General features: G+C 45.9%; 27 protein-coding genes, 1 pseudogene and 1 other annotated feature. Of the genes and pseudogenes, 13 read left to right on the top strand and 15 right to left on the bottom strand.

Annotated features, from left to right (window positions below; translation table 11 throughout):
• The 3 genes from M1D98_RS18450 to M1D98_RS18460 form a co-directional block, all read right to left on the bottom strand.
• The gene (locus tag M1D98_RS18450; protein ID WP_456279832.1) at nt 1-1,173 is read right to left on the bottom strand and encodes a galactokinase; all 1,173 of its coding nucleotides are present in this window, start codon (nt 1,171-1,173) and stop codon (nt 1-3) included.
• Between the two features lie 67 nt (nt 1,174-1,240).
• Nucleotides 1,241-1,624 (bottom strand): GtrA family protein, encoded by a 384-nt coding sequence (locus M1D98_RS18455; RefSeq protein WP_100739933.1) that lies wholly within the window; start codon nt 1,622-1,624, stop codon nt 1,241-1,243.
• 17 nt (nt 1,625-1,641) lie between these two features.
• A complete protein-coding gene (locus M1D98_RS18460; RefSeq protein ID WP_121643542.1) occupies nt 1,642-2,313 on the bottom strand; it encodes a TetR/AcrR family transcriptional regulator in 672 nt (223 codons plus the stop codon).
• Nucleotides 2,314-2,664: 351 nt separating this feature from the next.
• Between M1D98_RS18460 and slrA the strand changes: the two genes are divergently transcribed.
• A complete protein-coding gene (gene slrA / locus M1D98_RS18465; protein ID WP_121643543.1) occupies nt 2,665-2,823 on the top strand; it encodes a transcriptional regulator SlrA in 159 nt (52 codons plus the stop codon).
• Nucleotides 2,824-2,993: 170 nt separating this feature from the next.
• Here the strand turns inward: slrA and M1D98_RS18470 are convergent, their stop codons facing one another.
• Complete coding sequence (locus tag M1D98_RS18470) at nt 2,994-3,134, bottom strand: hypothetical protein (RefSeq protein WP_162985568.1); 141 nt, start codon at nt 3,132-3,134, stop codon at nt 2,994-2,996.
• Between the two features lie 129 nt (nt 3,135-3,263).
• Between M1D98_RS18470 and M1D98_RS18475 the strand changes: the two genes are divergently transcribed.
• Both M1D98_RS18475 and M1D98_RS18480 read left to right on the top strand, forming a co-directional pair.
• Complete coding sequence (locus tag M1D98_RS18475; RefSeq protein WP_268558836.1) at nt 3,264-3,572, top strand: DUF485 domain-containing protein; 309 nt, start codon at nt 3,264-3,266, stop codon at nt 3,570-3,572.
• Nucleotides 3,569-5,110 (top strand): solute symporter family protein, encoded by a 1,542-nt coding sequence (locus M1D98_RS18480; RefSeq protein ID WP_456279833.1) that lies wholly within the window; start codon nt 3,569-3,571, stop codon nt 5,108-5,110. Before M1D98_RS18475 ends, M1D98_RS18480 begins: the two co-directional genes overlap by 4 nt.
• Before the next feature lie 87 nt (nt 5,111-5,197).
• Here the strand turns inward: M1D98_RS18480 and M1D98_RS18485 are convergent, their stop codons facing one another.
• The 6 genes and pseudogenes from M1D98_RS18485 to cidR form a co-directional block, all read right to left on the bottom strand.
• Nucleotides 5,198-5,800 (bottom strand): DsbA family oxidoreductase, encoded by a 603-nt coding sequence (locus tag M1D98_RS18485; protein ID WP_121643546.1) that lies wholly within the window; start codon nt 5,798-5,800, stop codon nt 5,198-5,200.
• Between the two features lie 91 nt (nt 5,801-5,891).
• Nucleotides 5,892-7,142 (bottom strand): iron uptake transporter deferrochelatase/peroxidase subunit, encoded by a 1,251-nt coding sequence (gene efeB / locus M1D98_RS18490; RefSeq protein WP_456279834.1) that lies wholly within the window; start codon nt 7,140-7,142, stop codon nt 5,892-5,894.
• A gap of 18 nt (nt 7,143-7,160) precedes the next feature.
• Nucleotides 7,161-7,511 (bottom strand): annotated as a pseudogene (locus M1D98_RS18495) (Efem/EfeO family lipoprotein); the annotation flags it as partial.
• A gap of 179 nt (nt 7,512-7,690) precedes the next feature.
• Nucleotides 7,691-8,359, bottom strand: a complete 669-nt coding sequence (thiE, locus tag M1D98_RS18500; protein WP_039075100.1) for a thiamine phosphate synthase — start codon at nt 8,357-8,359, stop codon at nt 7,691-7,693.
• A complete protein-coding gene (gene thiM / locus M1D98_RS18505; RefSeq protein ID WP_456279835.1) occupies nt 8,359-9,174 on the bottom strand; it encodes a hydroxyethylthiazole kinase in 816 nt (271 codons plus the stop codon). The genes thiE and thiM overlap by 1 nt, the downstream gene beginning before the upstream one ends.
• Nucleotides 9,175-9,181: 7 nt before the next feature.
• On the bottom strand, nt 9,182-10,087 hold the full coding sequence (cidR, locus tag M1D98_RS18510; RefSeq protein WP_039075098.1) for a cidABC operon transcriptional activator CidR: 906 nt from the start codon (nt 10,085-10,087) through the stop codon (nt 9,182-9,184).
• 105 nt (nt 10,088-10,192) lie between these two features.
• Here cidR and M1D98_RS18515 point away from each other — a divergent pair, with 105 nt between their 5' ends.
• From M1D98_RS18515 to M1D98_RS18530, 4 genes are all read left to right on the top strand, one after another.
• Entirely contained in the window at nt 10,193-10,579 is a 387-nt protein-coding gene (locus M1D98_RS18515; RefSeq protein ID WP_015714922.1) for a CidA/LrgA family holin-like protein, read from the top strand.
• The gene (locus M1D98_RS18520; protein ID WP_039075097.1) at nt 10,561-11,238 is read left to right on the top strand and encodes a CidB/LrgB family autolysis modulator; all 678 of its coding nucleotides are present in this window, start codon (nt 10,561-10,563) and stop codon (nt 11,236-11,238) included. The genes M1D98_RS18515 and M1D98_RS18520 overlap by 19 nt, the downstream gene beginning before the upstream one ends.
• A 102-nt stretch (nt 11,239-11,340) precedes the next feature.
• Nucleotides 11,341-12,543: an MFS transporter gene (locus M1D98_RS18525; RefSeq protein WP_456279836.1), complete on the top strand. Its 1,203-nt coding sequence runs from the start codon at nt 11,341-11,343 to the stop codon at nt 12,541-12,543.
• A 34-nt stretch (nt 12,544-12,577) separates the two neighbouring features.
• Entirely contained in the window at nt 12,578-12,775 is a 198-nt protein-coding gene (locus M1D98_RS18530) for a YwbE family protein (protein WP_039075095.1), read from the top strand.
• A 34-nt stretch (nt 12,776-12,809) separates the two neighbouring features.
• On the opposite strand, the gene M1D98_RS18535 is transcribed toward M1D98_RS18530, so the two are convergent.
• Nucleotides 12,810-13,997, bottom strand: a complete 1,188-nt coding sequence (locus M1D98_RS18535) for a class I SAM-dependent rRNA methyltransferase (protein ID WP_268522678.1) — start codon at nt 13,995-13,997, stop codon at nt 12,810-12,812.
• A 122-nt stretch (nt 13,998-14,119) separates the two neighbouring features.
• Here M1D98_RS18535 and glxA point away from each other — a divergent pair, with 122 nt between their 5' ends.
• On the top strand, nt 14,120-14,500 hold the full coding sequence (gene glxA / locus M1D98_RS18540; RefSeq protein ID WP_100739859.1) for a glyoxalase GlxA: 381 nt from the start codon (nt 14,120-14,122) through the stop codon (nt 14,498-14,500).
• Nucleotides 14,501-14,538: 38 nt separating this feature from the next.
• Here the strand turns inward: glxA and M1D98_RS18545 are convergent, their stop codons facing one another.
• Together M1D98_RS18545 and celB are read right to left on the bottom strand one after the other, a co-directional pair.
• Nucleotides 14,539-15,216 carry a DUF2711 family protein gene (locus M1D98_RS18545; RefSeq protein ID WP_121643553.1) on the bottom strand — a complete coding sequence of 226 codons (678 nt, stop codon included), beginning with the start codon at nt 15,214-15,216 and terminating at the stop codon, nt 14,539-14,541.
• 98 nt (nt 15,217-15,314) lie between these two features.
• Nucleotides 15,315-16,631, bottom strand: a complete 1,317-nt coding sequence (celB, locus tag M1D98_RS18550) for a PTS cellobiose transporter subunit IIC (RefSeq protein ID WP_039075091.1) — start codon at nt 16,629-16,631, stop codon at nt 15,315-15,317.
• A gap of 227 nt (nt 16,632-16,858) precedes the next feature.
• Between celB and M1D98_RS18555 the strand changes: the two genes are divergently transcribed.
• From M1D98_RS18555 to sacY, 3 genes are all read left to right on the top strand, one after another.
• A complete protein-coding gene (locus M1D98_RS18555; RefSeq protein WP_121643554.1) occupies nt 16,859-18,796 on the top strand; it encodes a S8 family peptidase in 1,938 nt (645 codons plus the stop codon).
• Between the two features lie 451 nt (nt 18,797-19,247).
• Nucleotides 19,248-20,627: a sucrose-specific PTS transporter subunit IIBC gene (locus tag M1D98_RS18560; RefSeq protein ID WP_456279837.1), complete on the top strand. Its 1,380-nt coding sequence runs from the start codon at nt 19,248-19,250 to the stop codon at nt 20,625-20,627.
• 53 nt (nt 20,628-20,680) lie between these two features.
• Entirely contained in the window at nt 20,681-21,523 is an 843-nt protein-coding gene (gene sacY / locus M1D98_RS18565) for a transcription antiterminator SacY (protein WP_121643556.1), read from the top strand.
• A gap of 50 nt (nt 21,524-21,573) precedes the next feature.
• Here sacY and M1D98_RS18570 read toward each other — a convergent pair whose 3' ends face one another.
• Together M1D98_RS18570 and M1D98_RS18575 are read right to left on the bottom strand one after the other, a co-directional pair.
• The gene (locus M1D98_RS18570; protein ID WP_456279838.1) at nt 21,574-22,434 is read right to left on the bottom strand and encodes a glycosyltransferase family 8 protein; all 861 of its coding nucleotides are present in this window, start codon (nt 22,432-22,434) and stop codon (nt 21,574-21,576) included.
• Between the two features lie 110 nt (nt 22,435-22,544).
• A complete protein-coding gene (locus M1D98_RS18575; protein ID WP_456279839.1) occupies nt 22,545-23,258 on the bottom strand; it encodes a YwaF family protein in 714 nt (237 codons plus the stop codon).
• A gap of 150 nt (nt 23,259-23,408) precedes the next feature.
• Between M1D98_RS18575 and M1D98_RS18580 the strand changes: the two genes are divergently transcribed.
• Both M1D98_RS18580 and tyrS read left to right on the top strand, forming a co-directional pair.
• Complete coding sequence (locus M1D98_RS18580; RefSeq protein ID WP_456279840.1) at nt 23,409-23,924, top strand: MarR family transcriptional regulator; 516 nt, start codon at nt 23,409-23,411, stop codon at nt 23,922-23,924.
• Nucleotides 23,919-24,131, top strand: a binding site (T-box leader). Its footprint overlaps the gene before it by 6 nt.
• A 43-nt stretch (nt 24,132-24,174) precedes the next feature.
• Nucleotides 24,175-25,413, top strand: a complete 1,239-nt coding sequence (gene tyrS, locus M1D98_RS18585; RefSeq protein ID WP_456279841.1) for a tyrosine--tRNA ligase — start codon at nt 24,175-24,177, stop codon at nt 25,411-25,413.
• Nucleotides 25,414-25,460: the final 47 nt, after the last annotated feature.

Consider the following 25,460-nt stretch of genomic DNA (forward strand, 5'->3'; position numbering starts at 1 on the left):
TCACTCCCCCTTTAGTTCTCTCGCTCCCTCTCCGATATCAGCGACATAAAATTCCGCTTTGAGACCTGTTTTTTCTTGATATCTGTCTCCAACCTTTTGGATAAAATCATCAACAAACGCATCCTTTACAATGCTGATGGTGCAGCCTCCGAAGCCCGCTCCCGTCATTCTTGATCCGATGACTCCTTCGTGGTCCCACGCCGCAAACACAAGCTCATCAAGTTCAGGGCAAGTTACTTCATAATTATCCTTCAATGAAAGGTGGGATTCCTTCATTAACCGCCCGATTTCATCTACATTGTTTTCTTTGAACATCTCGGCCGTCTTGATGGCCCGGTGGTTTTCATATACGGCGTGCTTTGCCCGGCGTCTGTTCGTTTCATTTCGAATCAGGCTGGAATGCGCGTCGAATTCAGCGGGCTTGATGTCGCCCAGCGAGGCAATATCAAGCACTTTTTGCAGATCAATCAACGCGTCATTGCACTCTTGGCGTCTCGTATTATAGCTTGAGTCTGCCAATGTCCTTTTTTTGTTCGTGTTCGCAATGACAAGCGCGAGGCCTGAGACATCGAGTTTGCTATATTCATAATCCAGCGTGTCGCAGTTCAGCAGCATCGCATGATGTTTTTTGCCCATTCCGATCGCGAATTGGTCCATAATCCCGCAATTGACACCGATAAATGTGTTTTCCGCATGCTGCGCCATTTTTACAAGCTCAAGCGCCTCCACTTCAGGGTGAAAATAGCTTTGAAGCACGACTCCCATCAGCAGCTCAATCGAAGCGGAGGACGAGAGCCCCGCCCCGTTTGGGATATTCCCTGAAAACACGATGTCAAAGCCATGGGGAATTGAATAGCCCCTTTGCTGAAATTCATAAATGACGCCTTTCGGGTAGTTGGCCCAGTCGTCTTCTTTTTGATAGCGAATGTCGTCAAGGCTGCATTCCTTGATGCCTGCCTCTTTAAAGTTGTCAGAATACATCCGGACAAGACCGTCTTTTCTTTCTGCTACAGCAGCATATGTACCCATTGTCAGCGCGCATGGAAACACATGCCCGCCGTTATAGTCTGTATGTTCTCCAATCAGATTCACTCTTCCAGGTGCGAAAAAAAACCGTATCCCCTCTTTTTCTCCGAATACACTTGCATATATCCCCTTTAGCTCTTCCCGCATGTGCAATCACCTTTCATGGTTTTATTTTTTTATTTCCCCTTATCTTTTAAGTGAAACGATGTCCCTGTCACACGCCTTCTTCTTTTGCCTTTTTAAAGACGAGCCATTTGCTTGCAGCATAGTTGACGACAACAATGACCGCGTTATCGAGTATTTTGGCCAAGGTTTCATTTGTATTGAACTGGCCGACAAGAATGATCATCATGCCTAAATCAATGCCGAGAGACAGAACCCGAACGCTGAAAAAAGCTGTGAGCTCCTTCAGCAAGCTCTGCAGGTCATGTGTTTTTTGCTGAAACACATATAATTTATTCGTGATGTAAGCAAACAGCACGGACAAAATCCAAGCGGCGACAGTGGCGGCTTTATAATCGATATTCATGATCTCTACCAATATATAAAAGCTGGCGATGTTCACAATGGTGGTGAAAATCCCCATAATGATATACATAATCATTTCTCTATACTTCATTGATGTTCCTCGCTTTCTGAAAAACTTTTTAACATTTTTGGCCTCACATGTTCTCTGTCCAGAGTAAAAAAAACAGAGAGTGCGTCTAAAAAGCTGCGGAATGTGGCGGGCTGTCCCAATACATATGCTTGTTTAATGATTCCGTCGAGCACTGCACATATTATTTTAGCCGTATATCCCGGATCAATACAGGCGTCAATCAGCTTTCTCTCTTTCAGCCACTTAATATATAACGCATTTTCCTCGACCCACAATTCGTACAGCCGGACATAGGCCTTGCATCTCTGAACGACTTTATACGTCGGCATATTCATGGCAAATGAGGTAATATCCCACGACGGCTTATTTATGTAATAGGAATAAAGCAGTTCTGCGGCATGTTTTGCAGCCTCGTCCAATGTCAGCGGTTTCACTGAAACCCGCTCCATTTGATCAAGATACCCGATGATGATCTTTTTTTTCATCTGGCGTTTTTCGAGAAGATGCTGCAGAAAATCCTCCTTGCTGACAAAGTGGACATAAAACGCTCCTTTGCTGTACCCGGCTGCTCTGCTGATATCCTCTACAGAAACCGGATCATACGCTCGGTCAATCAACAAGTTCAAGCCAGCGTCTATAAAACTTTCAAATGTTGCTTCTCTTTTCATTTTAAATTTGTTTTTTTTCATATTTTTCTCCAGGCGGCATGATTACCCTTATCTTACAACGGATCAATCTTTAGCGGTATTTATTTCTTTGAACGCCTATGCTATTCGGTTTCTCTGGGGTCATTTTTAATAGGCTAAATGATTTATTTTCATTTACATACTATCCAGTCAGTATTTAATTGTTTATTATTATAAATAAGATTCATTGGTTATATTAGTAATTTTTTTAGGGAATAGGTAGGTGGTTTTTCCTTCAGTTTGTGAACACCGAGCAACTATGTGTGAAATTTGTTGTACTCGCCTCATCATTGCGCCGGCTGGTGTTATTGCCCGCATGTTGCAGGAAAACATTTTATACAATTGGAGGTTACTATGAAAACTCATGTTAAAAAAGATTTGGACAAAGATTGGCATATGTTAATGCAAGAAGCTAGATCCATAGGGTTAGGCATTCATGATGTGAGGCAGTTTTTAGAATCTGAGACAGCATTGAGAAAGAACAATCACAAAAAAACCGTCCGCCAAGACTAATCCGAACAGGCGGATCTATTACCTCTGGCTTTTCTATCATCTGACCTGAGTTTTCACCATATCCTCTATTCGAAAGCGATTGCTGCGCCGAGCTTGAGGACAAACGGTGTGTCAGCTACCATACGACAGACAGCCGGTGATGCAATCACCTCTTGGCACATGCATTGCTATTAAGAGGTGATGCGAACCTCCATAACCAGGCTCTGGTAAACAGCAGCTTCGCCGAGAACAAGCGTTATTCGGTGAGGTTTTGAAAGCAAATTCGTATATACGCGGCCGAGCTGGAAAACTTTCGCTTGTCTTTCTGCCATTGCGTATACCTTCACGGCTTCCTTCTTTTTTCATCCTCCAGATATTCTTCAACGCATAAACCAGACTTTCAGTACATACCTATTGGTGTACCTTTTTGCTTACGTTTAACCACTAAAAGGAGGATAGCCATGTACAAAGCTGATTACAAACAGATTGCTGCAACGCCGTCTTTCCAAGCCTTTTTAAAGCAGAAACGCGCCTTTATTGTTCCTTCTGCGATTTTCTTTTTCGTCTTTTATTTTTCACTTCCTGTTTTGACGTCTTACTTCACTTTTTTGAATGCGCCAGCCATTGGAGCTGTTTCATGGGCTTGGCTGTTTGCCATCGCCCAATTCGCCATGACCTGGATCCTGAGTACGATGTATTCCCGTAGGGCAGCCCATTTCGATCGATATGTAAGCGCTTTAAAGGTGGACCTGAGGGGTGAACAGACATGAACATGACTGCTTTTCTATTATTTTTAGCCATCGTCGGCCTGACGCTTGTCATCACATATTTTGCCGCGAGGAAGACGAAAACGACGAGTGAGTTTTATACGGCTGGCGGCGGGCTCACCGGTGTTCAGAATGGACTGGCAATTGCCGGCGACTACATGTCTGCAGCTTCGTTTCTGGGGATTGCCGGAATGATTGCGTTATATGGATTTGACGGATTCTTTTACAGCATCGGTTTTCTGGTCGCTTATCTCGTAGTCTTGTACATCGTGGCGGAACCGCTACGGAATCTTGGGAAGTATACGATGGCGGACATGATTGCGGCCCGTTTTAAAGAAAAGAAGATCCGCGGCGTCGCGGCGCTGAATACCATCGCCATCTCTACTTTTTATATGATCGCCCAGCTCGTGGGGGCGGGTGCGCTGATCAAACTGCTGCTTGGGCTGGATTATACCGTAGCGGTTCTCATCGTCGGGGTGCTGATGACCATTTATGTCGTGTTTGGCGGCATGATCGCGACAAGCTGGGTGCAAATTATTAAAGCCGTTTTGCTGATGGCCGGCACACTCGTGATTTCTATCATCGTGTTTTCGAAATTCGGCTTCAACCTCAATACCATGTTTGAGCAGATGAAAACGGCCACTCCGCTTGGCGCTGATTTTTTAAACCCAGGAAATAAATACAAGGTGCCGCTTGAGACTCTGTCGTTAAATTTGGCACTCGTGCTGGGAACCGCCGGCCTTCCGCATATTTTGATCCGGTTTTATACCGTTAAAGATGCTAAGACGGCCCGGACATCTGTTGTGTCAGCGACATGGATTATCGGTGTCTTTTACATTATGACGGTGTTTCTCGGTTTTGGCGCCGCTGCGTTTGTCGGTTTTGACGCGATTACGGCGGCCGATTCAGCGGGAAATATGGCGGCTCCGCTTCTAGCGAAAGCGCTCGGGGGAGATTTTCTGTTTGCATTTGTGTCAGCCATCGCCTTCGCTACCATTTTAGCTGTCGTGACAGGGTTGGTGCTGTCTGCCGCCTCGGCGTTTGCCCATGATATTTACAGCCAGATCATCAGAAAGGGAGAAGCAACTGAAAAAGAACAGATGAAAGCGGCCAGATGGGCTTCTATCGCCGTGTCAGTGCTCTCCATTCTCCTCGCGATTTTTGCACAGTCCTTAAATGTGGCGTTCCTTGTCGCACTTGCATTTGCGGTGGCGGCAAGCGCAAACCTCCCGCTGATTGTGTTTACGGTCTTCTGGAAGAGATTCAATGCCTCAGGCGCATTATGGGGCAGCCTGACAGGCCTGATTAGCGCGCTAGTGCTCGTGTCGATGAGCCCTAGTGTGTGGGACCCGTCCGGAGGTGCTATATTGACCGGCGATCCGCTCATTCCGCTTTCTAATCCGGGCATTATTTCCATCCCGCTCGGCTTCCTTGGCGCGTGGCTTGGAACGCTGCTGTCGTCGGATAAAACAGTCGATGATGATACGTTTGCGGAAATTCAGGTGAAGGCGCATACCGGCATTCATATGGAACGGGAGTAAATGAAAAACCGCTTGTGTGGTTGACATTCAAAAAAGGCTGTCGAGGTACTCTCGACAGCCTCAGCTCTCTTGTATAGGGAGCTTCCCTTACTTTTTCTGCTGTTCCTCAGAAATCACTTTTTCAAATACGTCCTTGCCGGCAGCACCCGGGATCACAGTGTCGCCAATGATAAAGGTTGGGACGGCTGTGATGTCAGCTTCTTCGTAGGCGTGCTTTAAGGCTTGGCTCTGCACGTCTTGATATGTTCTGACTTCCAGCGCGGATTTGAATGAGTCTCCGTCCAGCCCAACTTCCTCGGCAAGCTTCGTCAAGATATCAATGTCTCCGATATTTTGGCCCTCTTGAAAAAACGCCTGAAAGACACGGGTGTTATATTCATGTCCTTTTTCGTATTCCTTTGCAAAGTGAAAACCTTCAAACGCCAGATGTGTATATGGATGAGGCGAGATATTTGGAAAATTGATCTCGACTCCTAATTTGTCCGCCATTGGCTGGATGGATGTCCGCCACATGTACTGTTTGGAAGGATCATTGACCGGGTCAAGCTGGGGAGATGGGCTTGGGCGCAGTTCAAATGGCATCCACTCAACGTCAACATCCTTGCCTTTTATCGCTTCTTCAAAAGCGGCTTTTCCAATGAAACAAAATGGGCAGACGTAATCTGAATAAACTTTAATGTGTACTGTCATAATACGCTCCTCTCGTAATAGGTTGATTGTAACCTGTAACAATAAAAGTTACAAATATTTTTTTGAAAAAAGAAGCCGATAAAGGCTACTTTTATGATTCCAGCAAACGCTGGGCAATATATTCTCCTTTTTTGCAGCCGCCTGGGCATGCATATAATGCAGAACCGATTGTTTGCGTATATTCATTTAATGCATCCTTTGCCGATAGAACCTTCAGCATGGGGATAAACTGATTGTCGGGATTTTTTTGAAAACAGATAAACAGGAGACCCGCATCCATATTGCCGGTTTTCGGATCAAGTCCTTCTGTGTAAGAGAAAGCTCTGCGCAATATTTGTTTTCCCGTAGACTTCGAAAGGCTGACGTGTGAATGTGGCGGGATTTGATTCAGCTTCACGGGATCTGTTTCCTTTTTCTGGCCGAAAGGCGCCCCCGAGCTTTTTATGCGCCCGAAGGTATCCTCTTGTTCCTTGAGGGAAGAGCGGTCCCATTTCTCAAGGAACATTTTGATTTTCCGAAAGGCCATATAGGTGCCGCCCGTCATCCAGTCAGGCTCACCGGACTGAATCCACACGATCGAGTTCATCAAGGTGTCATCTTTCGTGCTCTGGTTGCCTGTTCCATCTTTAAACCCAAAGAGATTTCGCGGCGTTTCTCCATTTTTTCCTCCGCTTAAAAAGCCTTTATTCACAAAGCGGACCTCACAGGTGCCGGTCGCTTGATTCAACAGATTTCTCAGCGCGTGAAACGCCACTTGTTCATCGTCCGCGCATACTTGGATGCAGATGTCCCCGCCTCCCTGCTTTTGATCAAGATTGTCATTCGGCATCGCGGGAAGAGCGGCAAGGTGATTCGGCTTTATGCTTTTCAGCCCGAAGCGGTCCTTTCCGTCTTTTTCAAAAAAGCCAGGCCCGAATCCGAATGTAACCGTTAAGTTGGAAGGGGATAAATCAGCAGATTCACCTGTATCCTGCGGCGGCAGAGATTGATTTTTCTGCTCAGCCGACATTTTATTTCCAGACATTAGCATTTGTGTCAGACTTGTCCAATTTTTGAATAATGTAATGATGTCGCTCTTCTTTTTTGCTGTTACATCCAGCGCGGCAAAATAGACATACGTCTGATGGGCAGTTGTGATACCGGCCTGATGGTTTCCGTAAAACGGGACAACCTGCTCCTCCTCTTGTTCATCCTTTTTTGATGACTTAGCAGCAGTTTGAACTAGCGGAGCAAAACCGCCGAGTCCGCTGGCGCCGATTGCAACTGCCGCGCCTGCCATCGCTCCCCATTTTAAAAAGTCCCTTCTCTGAATTTGTTCTGGCTTTTTTTGTTCATCGCTCATGCTGTGACAAAACTCCTTTTATAGCACATTCGCAATCTCCGACATCGTTTCAGGAAGAGTCGTCAGCTTTGTGCTCAGCTCTCTGATTGGATCTTCACTTAATGTATCATAAGACGTATAGAACTGATCATTTGTTTTGTATTTTGCCATTAAAACTTCAAATTCGCTGAATTCCGTATCCAGTTTTCCCGTCAGGTCAGAGTGATCTTTCACAAGCGCGCTTGTTACTGTTTGATATACAGCTTGGGAGCCTTCAAGATTCGCCATCGCCATCAGCTCAACTCATATCATTCCTGAGTTGCGCTCCTTTTCTCTAGTGATATTCGAAATGCCGGCTCCGTTCGCGCCTGCTCCATGTTGTTCTGGTACTGCCATTGATTCAATGAAACGGTCAGTTCTTTTTCAGCTGTTCCCTTTTCGATCCTCCCGAAATGGCTATCTGCATCGACTTCACGGTCGTATTTACGGACCAAAACCACCGCGGCGGAAAATTTGAAACAACAGCAAAAAGCTGCCCTTTATCGGACAGCCTTCAGATGGGATCATGCTTATTTGCCCTTTTTATACGTTTGAATGTCCTCATAAAACTGGCGCGCGGCACCCTCTGGATCCTCCGCCTGACTGATGGCGCTGATCATACTGACACCGTCAGCCCCCGCTTGGATAACAGATGCGGCATTTTCGATTGTGATGCCGCCGATGCCGACAATCGGAATGCCGATGCCTTGGCGGCGAACCGCTTCGATGAGAGATACGCCTTGCACAGCTCTCGTATCCTTTTTCGTTTCTGTCGGATAAACGGGCCCGAGTCCGACATAGTCCGCCCCATCTTCTTCAGCCTGCTTCACCTCAGGCATTGTATGGGTGGAAACGCCAAGAATCATATCGCCTATGGCGTCTCTCACCTCTTTTGCGTTAGCGTCTTCCTGGCCGATGTGGATTCCGTCAGCCTTCAGTTTCAGAGCCAGCTCTACGTCATCATTGACAATGAAAGGAACACCGGCTTCACGACAAGCTTCCTGCACGCTTTTAGCGAATGTAAGCCGCGCCTCCCCTGTCAGCGCGTCCCCTCCCTTTTCACGAAACTGGAACAGCGTGGCGCCGCCTTTTAACGCTTTTTGTACAACAGTGACAGGATCGGCATTCGTATTGTTTGATCCCATAATGAAGTAAACAGACAATAACTCTTTCATCATTTCCCGAGAAATACGTGTCATCAGAGAATCACCCTTTCTATTGTCGCCAATTCTTGGACGTCTTGTTCAGTAACAGATGAAAGCTTGTTTAGCAATTCAATCTGAAAGCTCCCCGGACCTTTGTCAGCTGTCTCTTGTGCGGCAAGCTGGGCTGCGACCCCGTATGAAGAAATGGCAGCGATAGCGGCAAACAATGGATTTTCTTCCACAGCGCAAAACGCTCCGACAACAGAAGTCAGCAGACACCCGGCGCCTGTCACTTTCGTCAGCAGCTTATGGCCGTTATGGAGGGTATATACGGTTGATGAGTCGGCTATGACATCGACTGCACCAGTAATCGCAATGACCGTGTTGAGCTTTTGCGCCACCTGCTGGGCCAGCCGGATGGCATCGCCTCCCCCGTCTCCCGCATCAACACCTTTGATCAGCCAATCGGTCACGCCAACGGTATGGGCAATTTCCGCCGCGTTTCCTCTGATCGCTGAGAGGCGTACCTCACGAATGATGTCACGCGCTGATTCCGTGCGGAATGGTGTTGCTCCAGCGCCGACAGGATCAAGAATGACAGGGACGCCATGTTCATTGGCTGATTTTCCCGCAATGATCATCGCTTCGACTGATTCCTTGCTCAGCGTTCCGATATTTAAAACAAGCGCACCCGCCATCTTCGCCATGTCGGCCACCTCTTCTTTCGCGTACGCCATCACAGGTGATGCGCCGAGGGCGAGCAGGCCGTTTGCTGTAAAATTCGTTACGACATTATTGGTTATGCTATGCACCAGAGGGCTCTGCTGGCGGACAGCGGTTAGACATTTTGCTGCTGATTGTGCATCCATGTTTGCATCATCCTTTACTCTCTTTTTTCGGGTCCCATAAATACGATTTCGTATGTTCAAGCCAGGCTCTGGCCGCAAAGGACAAGTAGCGGTCCTTTCTCCAAATAATAGCGAGGTGCCAGGGGATGACCGGATCGACAAGCGGAATGACCTTCACTTTTTCCGGGTCAAGCCCGCGGCAGATTCGTTCCGGCAAAAGCCCGATCCCAAGGTTAGCTGACACCATCTCACTGATAAAATCCCATTGTGAGGTTTCATAAATGATATGAGGCCGAAATCCGGCCCGGATACATTCCGTCATAATTCGATTATGCAGGACAAAATCCTCCCTGAAGAAAATAAAAGGCTCGTCCTTCAGTTCAAGCAGCCCGCACTCTTTTTCATCTGCCAGCCGATGGGAAGGGTGAACGACAAGCATTAAGGTTTCTTTTACGATTGTAAACGAATGAAAGATGTCTTCATTTGCGGGAAGAACCACAACGCCGATATCAAGTGAACCGTCCCCTACACCTTCTTGGACTTTTATAGAACCGTCTTCCACCAGCTGAAAGGTGACATTCGGATAGTTTTCACGGAAATCGCCGAGCACTCTCGGGAAAAATCCCGATCCAATCATCGGGGGCAGTCCAATTCGTACGTGCCCTTTCTTGACCTCCATAATATCATTTAATTCTGACGTCAGATTTTGAAATGATTTAATAATTTCCTGCGCCTGCACATACATGCTATGGCCGGCGTCAGTCAGTTCCACCTGCCTGCCGTTACGGTAAAACAGTTCAATCCCGAGCTCCTCTTCTAAATTTTTGATCATTTTTGATATCGTCGGCTGCGACACATAGAGAGATTGAGAAGCCTTCGTAAAGCTTTTTAAACGGGCGACTTCCAGAAAATATGTTAAATGGCGGATGTCCATGTGCTTCCTCCTTTCTATAGACAAAAGGAATACTTATTATTCTTTATATATATTTTACCTATAGCGAGACCTTATGTACAATATGAATATAAGGGAGGCATCAATATGAAAAAACTGTTGCTAACCGTTATTCAAATCGCTCTGTTATTTATATTTGCTCGGCTGATTAATTGGGTGACAGCCCTTCTTCATATAAATATTCCCGGCAGTATAATTGGGATTGTGATTCTTTTCACATTATTACACTTTAACATTATCAAGCTTGAATGGATAGAGCTTGGCGCGGCGTGGCTTCTCGGGGAGCTGCTTTTATTTTTTATCCCATCTGCCGTCGGAGTGATTGAATACGGAGACATTATGTCGAAATTTGGTGTCAGCATTCTGCTTGTTGTCATCATCAGCACGTTTGTCGTGATGGTGTCTACAGGAACGCTTACACAAATCATTGCAAAAAGAAAGGAGAAAAAGCATACGTGTTCATCGGAATTGTAAGTTTGTTTTTAACGGTCTTGGTGTATATAGGAGCAAAAAAGGTATATCAACGCTTTCCGCGTGTCTATACGTCGCCGCTATTGGTAACGCCCGCTGTGTTAGTCGGTCTGCTGCTGCTCGTGAATGTCCCGTACGAGTCCTATAATCTCGGCGGCGAATTGCTGACCGATATGCTACAGCCGGCCACCGTAGCTTTTGCGATCCCGCTATATAAATATTTCCCTGTTTTGAAGAAATACGCAGTGGAAATTATTTTGAACGTAGCCGTCGGCTCATGCATTGCTATTATTTCAACTGCTCTTATTGCGAAATGGCTTCACCTCGGCACCGGCTTAATCGACAGCCTTGTTCCAAGATCAGTGACCACGCCGATCGCTATGAACGTATCTGAAATGATCGGCGGAATGCCTGCCGTCACAGCCGTGTTTGTGATTTTGACCGCGCTGTTAGGCACAGTGATCGGCCCGATGGTCATCCGCTATTTCCGCATTGATAACGAAATTGCGCGGGGCGTGCTGCTCGGCACAAGCGCGCACGGAGCGGGAACATCAAAAGCATTTGAGCTCAGCTCTGTGTCCGGCACGATTTCCAGCGTGTCGATGATCTTAGCTGCGATTATGACGCTTTGCGCGGCGCCGTTTTTACTATCATTTATGTAAGAAAACTGTCCTCTCAGGGCAGTTTTTTTATGTGCTGCTCCTTATTGAAAAGCTGGCAGATTACAATATAATGTAATTTGTGGATACTAAAGGAGGCACCCCATGCACAACTTGCAGGTGAGACGGCATTATGCCGCGTTAAAAGGATACTATTTGTTTGCTTTTCTCGGCACAGGCAGCATCATTCCCTTACTCAGCATGTATTTAACAAAAGAACAGCAGTTAAGCGGCTCACAGGTCGGCTTGATCATGTCACTCGGCCCGATTGTGATGATTTTCTTTCAGCCGTTTTGGGGCATGCTGAGCGACTATACGCAAAAAACAAAGGGTCTGCTGGCGATCTGCACAGCAATCACGGGCATCATTGGATTAGGCTATCTTGCATTTGACGGCTTTTCCCTGTTTATTTTGGTTGCGGCTTGTTTTGCAGCCTTTCAAAGCACGATTATTCCATTATCGGACAGCATTTCACTACGGTACACACTAAAAACAAACGGCAACTACGGCGGAATCCGCCTGTTTGGTTCTCTCGGCTTCGGCGTCGCGGTGTTTGTCATGGGCCAGGTGACGAATCAACTGTACCCCATTCACGTCATTTTTATTTTTGGATGTGCCTTTCTGTGCATTGCCGCCATATTGGCCTCACAAATGCCCGGCCAGCAGAAAACAAAAACAAAGGTCAATATCCGCAAAGGATGCCGGGAGCTTATCAGCAACAAAACGTTCCTCATCTTTATGATCATCACCTTTACGACATTTGCTCCAAATTTAGCGAACAATACGTATTTCAGTCTATTTCTGGACAAAAGCGGCGCGTCACTTTCCGCTATCGGCCTTTTATTTTTTATCGGCGTGATCTCGGAAATTCCATTTATGCGATTCGCCCAAACATTTATAGATAAAATGGGGCTGCTCAACGTCATTATGCTGTCAGGCGGGGTCTCTTTATTCAGGTGGGCGCTCTATTTCACAGCGCCTTCATTATGGATCATTTATGCGACGGTCTTTCTTCAGGGAGTGGCTATCGGTTTATTTATCCCGGCTGCGCTTCAATACGTGAAAAAAATCACCCCAAGCCACGTTGAAGCGACGGCGCTGACCATGTATGCGGCCATCGGCAACGGATTCGGCAACTGGTTTTGCACCTTTGCGGGCGGGTATATTTTTGATTACGTGTCGATCTTCGCAGTCTACTTGCTTTTTGGTATTCTGGGCATAGCAGGCTTTGGGCTGACATTCTATTTAATGAAGGCTGAAAAAAACAAACACACACTTCATCAGCCGGCTGTTACTTTTAAAACATAATGACGATAATGAATAAAAAGAAAGGATGAGCGTGATGAACGGACAACAACGAAGCAGCATTTCAAAAGGATTACAGGTAGATATTGTATTGAAAGCAGATCAAAAAACAGGAAAACTGACGAGAGGGACAGTGAAGGATATTTTGACGAAGTCGAGCTTTCATCCACACGGCATTAAGGTACGTCTTGAAGATGGCCGCATCGGCCGCGTCCAGCAGATCATTTCTACATAAAAAAGCTGCCCCCTGAACAGGGCAGCTTTTCGCTTTATTTTTTCTGCAGAAAGACCACTTTTAGGTAGTTGCCTTCCGGAAACGCCGAAATCGTTTTAAAATCCTCCGGCAGCGTAAATTCCTCAATGATTGTGTAGCGTTCATTGGTTTCTTTAAAGGCTGCGTCGATGAAGCTTTTGAATTTCTTCATGCCGAAGGCGCTGCTGTTTGTGGAAGCAACGATGACGCCCTTGTCAGCTGTAATGGCGATCGTTTCCTTCAGAAGATTTTTATAATCTTTGGCCGCGCTGAAGGTGCGTTTTTTTGTGCGCGCAAAGGAAGGCGGGTCTAGAATAATCAGATCAAAACGCAGATTCTTTTTCGCCGCATACGAAAAATAGTTAAATACGTCCATCACTTTTATGTCGTGTGCCTCGTAATCGAGCTTGTTCACGCTGAATTGCTCGATCGTTTTGGCCAGGCTCCGGTTTGCCACGTCCACGCTCGTTGTTTTCTCCGCTCCGCCAAGCGCCGCTGCCACGGAGAATGCACCCGTATAAGAAAACGTGTTTAAGACGGTTTTTCCGTTTGCGTATCGGTCTCTGATCGCCTTGCGCACATGTCTCTGATCCAAAAAGATTCCCGTCATGGCGCCTTCATTCAAATCGACCGCGTATTGGATGCCGTTTTCCTGAATGATGATCGGAAATTCGCCTCTTTTTCCTTTCACGAAGTCATCATCTTCGACGTATTGTCCAGCCGTGTCGAAGCGTTTTTTCTCGTAAATCGCTTGATAATCAAGATCAAGCTCATCCAAAGCGGAAATCAGCATGTCTTTAAAGGCGTAAATGCCTTTGCTGTACCATTGAACCAGCAGGTAGCCGCCATAATAGTCGATCGTGACACCGCCGATACCGTCGCCCTCCCCATTGAACATGCGAAAAGCCGTTGTATCTTGGGCCACGAATAGATTGGCGCGTGCTTGGACCGCTTTGGATAATTTGCTGAGAAAAAATGCTTGGTCAATCTGTTCTTGTTTATTGCGGGTAAGCGTCCAGCCGACCCCTTTGTTTTGCAGGCCGTAATAACCACGCGCGAGAAACTCCCCGCTCTCAGATACGATATCAACGAGGTCTCCTTCTTTCACGTGCCCCGCACTCCCTGCGAGCGCTTCCTTTTCGATGAGGGGGTAGCCTTTTTTGATTTTTGCAGTGTGTGCTTTTTTTAGGGTGAGTAGCTTCATGTGTGTTCGTCCTCTTTCTGTTTGCTTTCTCTTATCGTACCACAAAACGCCAAGATGTCTGCATTGACAGAAAGGAAAGGTTTTTCTACGATAGACAAATAAGAGTTACGAGGAGGAGCAGCATGGCAAAACGAATTGACCATACAGGCATTATGGTAAGAGATATCAACGCGTCCATCACATTTTATGAAGAGGTCCTCGGCATGAAATTAAAGGATCGCATCACACACACGAACGGTGTAATCGAGCTTGCTTTTCTCGGCTTTGAAGACGGCCCGGAAACAGAGATCGAACTGATTCAAGGCTACAGCAGCGAGCTTCCGGCCGAAGGAAAAGTGCACCACATAGCCCTGCTGACGGATGACATCGCGGCTGAATATACAAAAGCGGAAAGAATGAACGCGACATTCATCGACGAAGAGATCACAACACTCCCAAACGGGTATCGTTATTTCTATATCGAAGGTCCTGATGGTGAGTGGATTGAGTTCTTTCAGCGGTAAAAATAAAGAACGTACATTTTGTGGTGTACGTTCTTTTTTCATCTATACCAACTGATATGTGTGCCCTCATCGCAAATCATGGCTTCCCAGCCCATACGCTGAACCAACTCATTGATGTTTCCACCTTTCGCTAAAAAGACAGTAATGAAGGAGTCATATACACTCATCAACACAAAATCCATTTTTTTATCAGTCAACATGAGCTCTGCGGCGGCATCATCAAGAACTGTCTGTAAGTTAGTCTCAGTTATCTCCAGAAAGCCACTGTTTTCTATAATTGGTTCTGAGTAATAAAACTGATTGGCCCCGTTCGAACGAAACACTTCTACCAAACTGGAAATATGAAAATTTGAAATATGGTCCTCACTGGGATAAAAGAGGCCTTCATTTATATTCCCATGTAAAACTTCAGCCAAATCCTCTCTCCCGCACTCATCCCTTAAGGCGCCTATCGACGTCATTAAAGCCAACGCCAGCTCGGCATTTGTTTGAAAGCCGCAAGAGGACTTGACCTTCTTCCATGACACGGCTTTGCCTTTTTCCCTTACTTCCTCATCATTTGGATAGATATGTTCATACTCATTTTTTCTCTTTTCTTTCTCCCATCCTTCAGGCATTTGAATAAAAGGAGAAAATAAAATAGCTGCTGATGTATATTCTGCTGGTATTTGTTTTAAGATTGGTGATTCGTCATCGAACCATATGTATTCTAGCATTACGCACCCCCTTTACATATTCTAACATCCGCTTTTAATTGAAAGAAGCTAATCATCCCAACGGCCCAGGCTGATTAGCTTTAACAACACACATTATCTCAAGATTCACCCGCACTCTCTTCCCGCCATTTTTGATGGTCCCATATTCTGAAAAACGGATAGTAGATAGCACAGGTGATCACAAGATTCACCAGCTGCATAACGGCTCCGGACACTTTTCCGCCTGTCGCCAGGTAGCCTGATATGAGCGGCGGCATCGTCCATGGTACGGCGATTCCCGCCGGCCTTGCCACCAGCCCTGTGCTCATGCCGATATAGGTTGCGGTAATCGTGAGGAGCGGCGCAATGATGAATGGAACGATGAGGAGCGGGTTCATGACAATCGGCATGCCGAAAATGATTGGCTCGTTGATATTAAATAGCGCAGGGCCAATCCCTAGTCGGCCAAGCTGCTTCATTTGTTTGCTACGGGAGCGCACAAGCATCGTCAGGACAAGCGCCAGCGTCGCCCCGCTTCCGCCGACATTGATCCAAATTTGAAAAAACTGAGTCGTAAAAATACTCGGCAGCGCCTCGCCCGCCTGAAACGCGAGACGGTTGGCATCCATCGCGCCATACCAAATCGGCGCCATAATTCCGCCAATGATGGAAGCTCCGTGAATCCCGCACGACCAAAGCAGCATCTGCACAAATTCAGCGATCAAGCTTCCGCCGAGACTGCCTCCAAGGATGGAAAGCGGTGTGCCAAGCAAGTCTCCTACGACATTGTGCAGGCTCTGAAAAGGCGTCATTTCAATCAGTAGACGCGCCAGCCACACGAGAAATACAATGATAAAGCCGGGAATCAGCGCGACAAATGATTTGCTTACCGCCGGCGGCACGCCGTCTGGCATTTTGAAGACGATATTCTTTTGAATAATGTACCGATAGATTTCAGTCGAAAACAAAGCAATCAGCATGGCGACAAATAAACCCTTGCTGCCAAGCAGTGTGATCGGGATTCCGCCCCCGACCATGATGGATTCCGTTGAGCCATTCGGCGTAAACGGCACCTCAAACGGCGTTGCCAACAGAAATGCGGCGATTGATATCGCGCCGGCCGACAGCGCATCGACACCATAGCTCTCCGCCAGCCGATAGGCGATTCCAAATGCGGCGATCATCGCCATAATATCAAACGAAGCATTAACGGGATAACCGAGTTTATCGGCCCACTGATCTCCAAACACACTCGCCATGAAATCAGCATAACCGGGAATCGGCAGGCTCGTTAAAATTAGAAAGACAGACCCGATAATAATCAGCGGCATGGTCAGGATTATGCCGTCACGCAAAGCGCTGAGATGCCGCTGCCCGGCAATTTTCCCGGCGACAGGCATGATTTTTTCTTCCATCACCCGAGTGAATGCGCTCATCTGAAAAGCCCCCTTTTTTCATTGCTTTGTAAACAACCTTCGCAATGTTTTCTTTATCTTATTTTGAAAACGCTTACAAATTCATTTGGAAAATTTCCTTTTCCTGCGGAAAAAAACTGCATTCTGCTGAACAGTCTTGTCAATGAAAAAATTTTTCCTCCTAACTATTAAACTCTCTTTTTTCTCCGATATATATATCAAACATCATAGAAAGAAGGAGAAGAATCATGAAAAACGTGTCGTGCAAGCTTGCCATATCAGTCACTCTGTTTTTCAGTTTTCTCGCCATAAGCCCTTTCGCGCATGCGCAAAACAGCAGCGGGAAAGAAGTTATTGTGGTTTATAAAAACAAAGCCGGCAAGGAAACCGTCCTTGACAGCGATGCTGAGGTTGAACAGCAGTATAAGCATCTTCCGGCTGTAGCCGTCACAGCAGATCAGGAGACAGTGAAAGAATTAAAACAAGATCCTGATATTTTGTATGTGGAAAACAATGTCTCATTCACCGCAGCAGGCAGCACGGATTTCAAAGTGCTGACAGACGGCACTGAGGATACTGAAAACTTTGAACAATGGAACCTTGAACCCATACAAGTGAAGCAGGCTTGGAAGGAAGGACTAACCGGCAAAGGTGTCAAAATCGCAGTCATTGACAGCGGGATTTCCCCCCACGAAGACCTGTCGATTGCCGGCGGGTATTCAGCTGCCAGTTACACCTCTTCTTACAAAGATGATAACGGCCACGGAACACATGTCGCTGGGATTATCGGCGCCAAGCATAATGGCTACGGAATTGACGGCATCGCACCGGAAGCCCAAATATACGCGGTTAAAGCGCTTGATCAGAACGGTTCGGGCGATCTACAAAGCCTTCTCCAAGGAATCGACTGGTCGATCTCACACGGGATGGACATCGTCAATATGAGCCTTGGCACGACATCAGACAGCCAAATCCTTCATGATGCCATGGACAAAGCATATGAACAAGGCATTCTGCTTGTCGCGGCCAGCGGTAACGACGGGAATGGCAAGCCAGTGAACTATCCGGCGGCATACAGCAGTGTCGTGGCTGTTTCAGCAACAAACGAAAAGAATCAGCTTGCCGGATTCTCTACAACTGGAGATGAAGTTGAATTTTCAGCGCCGGGAACCAACATCACGAGCACGTACTTAAACCAATTTTATGCGACAGGAAGCGGAACTTCCCAAGCGACACCGCACGCCGCTGCCATGTTTGCCTTGTTACAGCAGCGTCATCCTGCCGAGACAAACGTGCAGCTTCGCGCAGCTATGCAAAAACATGTCGTTGATCTTGGAACCGCAGGCCGCGATCAACAATTTGGCTATGGGTTCATCCAGTTTAAATCGCAGGAAGCAGATTCTGCGTATGCTGCCGCACAGCAAGCGGTGAAGAAAGCGGAACAAACAAAAACGCAAGCCGATATCAACAAAGCGAGAGAACTCGTCAGCCAGCTGCCGGATTCTGACGCCAAAACAGCCCTGCAAAAAAGACTGGATAAAGTACAGTCATTCAGAAATGTAAAAGACGCGAAAGATAAAGTCGTAAAAGCTGAAAAATATAAAACACAGCAAACCGTTGATACAGCACAAGCTGCCATTAACAAGCTGCCGAATGGAACTGACAAAAAGAACCTGCAAAAACGCTTAGACCAAGTAAAACGCTATATCGCATCAAAACAGGCGAAAGAAAAAGTGGCGAAGGCGGAAAAAAGCAAAAAGAAAACAGATGTTAACAGCGCACAATCAGCCGTCAGCAAGCTGCCGGCAGGTTCAGAAAAAACGTCCCTGCAGAAACGCCTTGCCAAAGTAAAAAACAACAATTTGAAAACGGCGAAGCAATCCGTATCTGCAGCAGAAAAGAAATCAACTCACACCAATGCGGCAAAAGCGCAATCAGCCGTCAATCAGCTTCAATCAGGCAAGGACAAAACGTCATTGCAAAAACGGTTAGACAAAGTGAAGAAAAAAGTGGCAACAGCCGAAACAAAAAAGGTTAAAACCGCTAAAGACAAAGTGAAGAAAGCGGAAAAAGACAAAACGAAAAAAGCAAAGACATCCGCTCAGTCTGCAGTGAATCAATTACAAAAATCCAATGAAAAAACAAAACTGCAAAAACGGCTGAATGCCGTTAAACCGAAAAGGTAGCCAAAAAAGCCTGTCAGCCTCTCATTCTAGGCCTGACAGGCTTTTTCCATTCTAAAGAACATCACACACAACCTTTTTCCCATTCGCCGCACAGGCTTTTCCTACTATTGATATCCAGTCATGAACAGCATAAAATGAACGTTATTACAGTTATCACCACATATGGAGGGATTGTGACTGGTCAGCAGGCAAGACCCAATGATGCAAAGGGAGTATTAGTGCCTAATAAACAGGGCATTTTAACCCTTCTTTTCGTGTTGGGCTTATAACGGCGCCATGGACAACCCCTATCCTTTTTTCATGCTCCGTCACCGACGCGGGCATTTTTTGTTGTCCCTGCTCGTTTTGTCATTTTGAGCCGGTATTTCTCACTTTTTTCATTTTGATTGTCAACTTTTCATTTGATAGGATGAACAAGCCGACTTTTTTCAGCAAAGGAGGTTTTGATTGATTGCAAAAAGAGATTGCAAACGAATTGTTGGTCCTCATAGGAGGAAAAAGCAATATTATCAGCATCAGTCATTGTACGACCCGTCTTCGTTTTGAGGTAAAAGACGAGACGAAAATCGATATACATGCCATTAAACAGCTGCAAGGTGTGCAGGGCACCTTTTTCCGATATGGGTTATTCCAGATTATCTTTGGAGCAGGCGTCGTCAACAAAATATATAAAGAACTCATTCACGTGTGGGAGAACGCGCCATCTGAAGAGCCTGGCCAACAGAAAAGCTCCAGCCGGAAGCTGAACCCTGTCGCAGCTTTTGCAAAAACGCTGTCCGATATTTTTGTGCCGATCATTCCGGCCATAACCGCAAGCGGCCTGCTCATGGGATTGATTGGCATGATTAAAGTGTTTCACTGGTTCGCAGCCGGAAGCCCTTGGATCAAAATGCTCGACCTCGTGTCCAGCACAGCCTTTATTTTGCTGCCGATTTTGGTCGGCTTCAGTGCCGCACGGCAATTTGGCAGCAATCCCTATTTAGGGGCAGTGATAGCGGGGCTTCTGACGCATCCCGATCTTCTGGACCCGTCTATGCTCGGCAGCAAAACCCCCGCTTCTTTAGACATATGGGGGCTACATATTCCAATGATGGGCTATCAAGGCTCCATTATACCGATTCTTTTTTCCGTTTATGTCATGAGACGAATCGAGAAGCTATTAAAGTCGATCGTGCCGAAGTCGCTTGATGTCGTTATCATTCCCTTTACTACGATCTTGATGACTGGGTTCCTCGCGCTGATTGTCATGAATCCCGCCGCGTCCATCATCGGCCAGATCATGACACAGTCGATTGTTTATATTTATGATCACGCTGGCATTGCCGCAGGCGCCCTATTCGGAGGCATCTACTCTACTATCGTTCTATCTGGCTTGCATCATAGCTTTTATGCGATCGAAGCAACATTGCTTGCTGACCCGCATGTCGGTGTGAACTTTTTAGTGCCGATATGGTCGATGGCGAATGTGGCCCAAGGCGGAGCGGGACTTGCGGTCTTCTTCAAAACGAAACAATCAAGCCTGAAAAAAATTGCGCTCCCCGCTTCCCTGACCGCGTTTTTAGGCATTGTGGAGCCGATTGTATTCGGAGTAAATGTCAAATTGATCCGGCCTTTTATCGGAGCTGCCATCGGCGGCGCGATTGGCGGAGCATACGTGGTTGCGGTACATGTGGTGTCGAATTCCTACGGGCTGACAGGCATTCCGATGATTTCAATCGTGCTGCCGTTCGGTGCCGCCAATTTCGTTCATTATATGATCGGTTTTTTGGCCGCGGCCGTCTCTGCTTTTATAGCTACACTGTTTCTCGGGTTTAAAGAAGAGACAGAATAACTGGATTTATTCGTTTTCATTCATAAAACGGGGGATGAAAGGACAAAAAAGCTATGAAAATTAAAAGAATCTTAAATCATAATGCTATCGTCGTAAAGGATCAAAATGAAGAGAAGATTCTCTTAGGTGCAGGAATTGCGTTCGACAAAAAGAAAAATGATATTGTCGATCCGTCAAAAATAGAAAAAACGTTTGTCAGAAAAGATACTCCTGATTATAAGCAATTCGAAGAGATTTTAGAAACATTGCCGGAAGACCATATTCAGATTTCTGAGCAAATTATCTCCCATGCCGAAAAAGAGCTAAACATCAAAATCAACGAGCGCATTCACGTCGCTTTTTCAGACCATCTGTCCTTTGCGATCGAACGCCTGAGCAATGGAATGGTGATCAAAAACCCGCTGCTGAATGAAATCAAAGTCCTTTATCCGAAGGAATTTCAGATTGGCTTATGGGCTCGAGCGCTGATTAAAAATACACTGGGGATTCACATTCCTGATGATGAAATCGGCAATATCGCCATGCATATCCACACAGCAAGAAACAATGCCGGGGATATGACACAGACGTTAGATATTACAACAATGATCCGTGATATCATCGAGATTATTGAAATTCAGCTGTCCATCAATATTGTGGAAGATACCATTTCTTATGAACGGCTTGTGACCCATCTCCGCTTTGCGATTCAGCATATCAAAGCGGGCGAATCCATTTACGAGCTGGATGCAGAAATGATCGAGATTATTAAAGAGAGATTTAAGGATGCATTTCTTTGTGCCCAAAGCATCGGCACATTTGTGAAAAAGGAATACGGCTTTGTGTTCCCTGAAAAAGAATTATGCTATATCGCCATGCATATTCAGCGCTTTTACCAACGCTCTGTCGCGCGCTGAGGCAAACAAAAAAAACGCTTTTGAGATGATCAAAAGCGTTTTTTAAAAATTTATTGGTTCATCGCCGGATTGCTGATTGTATTCCACTTCGTATACGACATGTAATGGAAATACTCATCGCGATAAGGATGTTTGGTATTGGAGTTCCAAGGTTTTTCTCCGCCGCAGAAGTGGACAATGGCCGGGTTCTCTCTCGTTTCTCTATAAAGCTTTTGGCCTGACAGCGTCGCAGGCGATTTTAGTTTTAATATGATATAGGTTTGAGCGTTCCAGCGTGGATGAAGTTCATACCACTTATCGTATAAGATCGCATTCAGCGCGTCTTGGTCGTGCAGCACAAGAAAATCTTCGTCTGGGTGTTCATTGATAAAGTTGATGACTTTTTCTGTGATGTTCTGCTTTCTCCAAGATTCAAAATCAATCACCATGATACCTGAGTTAAAATACTTCCCTGTATCAGTGACATTCATTTCTTTCAGGCGTTCATGCTGCCCCGCATCTTCAACAGCAGCGACCGTATATGGCGCAATATCCAGATCCCACAATTTCGAAATATCTTCAAGAATAATCGCGTCACAATCGATATAAATCATTCGTTTGATGCTCTCATCCTTAATTAAGTCAGGAATTGAGATGCGGTAATACGCCGCTTTTGTAATATGGCTGCTTTCTACCGCATGTTCATACATGTTAGTATCCACTTCTAAAAATTCAATCGGCACACCGAATTTCAATGTGGTTTCTTCCAGTCTTTTTTTGTTATCAGGCTCAATTCCGCCATCAATGACGTATAATTTGACCTCTCTCTCCTGGTCCATGTTTGTCAATAAAGAAACGAACATTCCACCTAAATGACGAGCATAATTATCATCTGCGCATGACACGATATGCATAATTTCATCTTTCTTCAATGGTATTCATCTCCCTTTGTGTTGTACAAGTTACATTCCCGATTTCAGAAAATTAAACACTATTCAACAATATTTTTTTAAATAGAATGTGCTATACAACAAAAAAGGAATCACTTTTTGAACATGCGGTAAAGCCAATAAAGGATGTAAAAGCTTGCGATCGTAATGGCTTCAGCTGAGGCAATATACCATGGCCACGGCCCGAGAACATCCAAGAGAGAAGAGCCGCCCGGTTTTTTCGTCAAATACATATAATTCGCGCCAAGCCAACGATCAATCAAGTAAATGCAGACGCCGTACACATTGACAATCAGGACAGTCATCCATAAAGAGCGCTGGCCCATTCTGTAAGTGCCGATCACCGCCATCAGCAGACAGGACAGAAACACGGACCCGTGCGACATAAAAAAGAGGATATATCGGACATGCGGAAATGAAAACATACCGAGGTCAGGTGTCAAAAGTGCCTGCATCGAGCTTGCAATGCCGACAAAATATAAAAATACAAACAGTCTCCAGCTTTTAGTCACCAGCATAATGGCTGACAAATACACCGATAGATCACTGAGCTGGAGAGGCAATGAAGTGCGCACCGACCACCTGCCCGTAGCGATCATCCATATTTGATAACCGATTTGCGAAGCAAGCAGCAGAAACACAAACAAATAGCGCAGAAACAAGCTTAGTTGAGGCCGCTTGGCTGCCTCGCGGAATAGAAACAACAAAATGGCCAAGAGAGCGATTATCGCTAATGTCACCACATGCTCTGCTGAAAAGAGATGAAACGGATCATGTTTATAGACGGCTTGAACATACTTTTGCAAGATGGCACCCCCGTTTGCGGGTTTTTGTTTATTGTGGTGTTGTTTAGGTCTTTTTTATACAACCGATATATGGGCTTGAAGTTCAGAACAAACTCTGTTACAATTCATTTCATAGCTAATGATTCTGATAATTTAAGGAAGGCATAAAAAATGGAACGTTCCTATCAACATCAACAGCTTCGGAAAGAAGAACACGACACACTTTCTAAGCTTAAACAAATGCCCATCGAGTCACTCAACCTGGAAGCCATATCGATTGCGACGAATCTGTATCGATCTGCGCAAAAGCTCCGTATCAAAATGGAGACTAGGGTTCTTTCTTCCTATGGCCTTTCTTGGACAGCTTTCTCCATCCTTTATGATTTATGGGTATGGGGAGCACTCGAAACGAGAAAAGCTGCTGAGCTGTCAGGCATTTCAACAGCTACAGCAAGCAACGTGATCAAAACGCTCGAAAAAAAGAATTTTTGCCGCAAAAGCATCGACACAAGAGATCGGCGACTTGTTTTTGTCTCCATCACCGATTCCGGCAAACAAGCAATCGAAGAACTCTACCCGGAGTTTCACAAAGGGGAAACTGAGCTTATTGCGGGCATGACGAAAGACGAACAAAAAACATTGACAGAGCTGCTTAGAAAGGTAGCTGACAATCTTCATACAACATAAGCTTTGATGGGAATCCAGTAGCGGTTTGTCTCCCTGTTTCAGAGAGCCGGCGGAAGGTGCGAGCCGGCACACAGGCAAACGTGAATTACCTTCCCTAGCTTTCTTTGCGAACCTTAGTAGCAAAGAACGGGATACCGTTATTCGAATGAGCGGAAGACGATGTCTTCAACCAGGGTGGTACCGCGTGCATTGAGCCACGTCCCTTTTCGGGATGGGCTCTTTTTGTGTTTTTATAAAAGGAGGAAGAAGGATGAAAACTTTTGAGCAACTCACAGCAGCACAGCAAAAAGAAGTCGAAAGACAGCTTCAGATATACATGACAGGCGCCCACGAAGTCATACCGCCGGAGGAACTAAAGGCCAAGCTTGTGAAATCTATTTCTACAGGCGCACCATTAAAAATTAAGCTTGGATTAGATCCCTCTGCACCGGATGTGCATTTGGGCCATACGGTTGTGTTAAACAAGCTTCGCCAATTTCAAGAAAACGGCCACATTGTCCAGCTGTTAATTGGGGATTTCACAGGAAAAATCGGTGATCCAACCGGAAAATCAGCAGCCAGAAAGCAGCTGACTGATGAAGAAGTGCAGCATAACGCCAAAACATATTTTCAACAATTTGGAAAAGTTCTGGATCCTGAAAAAGTCGAGCTTCACTACAATTCGAAATGGCTGAAAACATTGAGTCTGGAGGATGTCATTGAATTGGCAGGAAAAATAACCGTAGCCCGCCTGATGGAGCGCGACGACTTTGAAGAACGCATCGCCATGCAAAAGCCGATCTCGCTTCATGAATTCTTTTACCCGTTGATGCAAGGTTATGATTCCGTCGTTCTTGAAAGTGATATTGAATTAGGCGGGACAGATCAGCATTTCAATGTCCTCATGGGCCGGCATTTCCAAGAACGATACAACAAAGAAAAACAGGTCGTCATCCTCATGCCGCTTTTGGAAGGCTTGGACGGCGTTGAGAAAATGTCGAAGTCAAAAAATAACTACATCGGCATTGATGAACACCCAAACGACATGTATGGGAAAACGATGTCACTGCCCGACAGCCTGATGAAAAAATACATTCATTTGGCAACTGACTTAGAGCTTGAAGAGAAAAAACAGCTCGTGAAAGACTTAGAAACCGGCGCCATTCATCCAAGGGATGCCAAAATGCTCTTAGCCAAAACGATCGTCCGAATGTATCACGGAGCGGAAGCAGCTGAATCTGCCGAGCAATCGTTTAAAACCGTCTTTCAGGAAAACAGCCTGCCAGACGATATTCCGGTAGTGCAATGGGAAGGCGAGAAAACAATCGCGATTGTCGATCTGCTCGTTACATTGAAACTCCTTTCTTCAAAGAGCGAGGCACGCCGCATGATTCAAAACGGAGGTATCCGCATCGACGGAGAGAAAATAACAGATGTTCATGCCGATGCAGAGATAAAAGAAAATATGATCATCCAAGTCGGCAAACGCAAGTTTTTAAAACTCCAATAGCCCAATATCCCAAAACGCTTATGACTCTCCATTCATAAGCGTTTTTT

This window comes from Bacillus sp. K7, assembly GCF_053903245.1.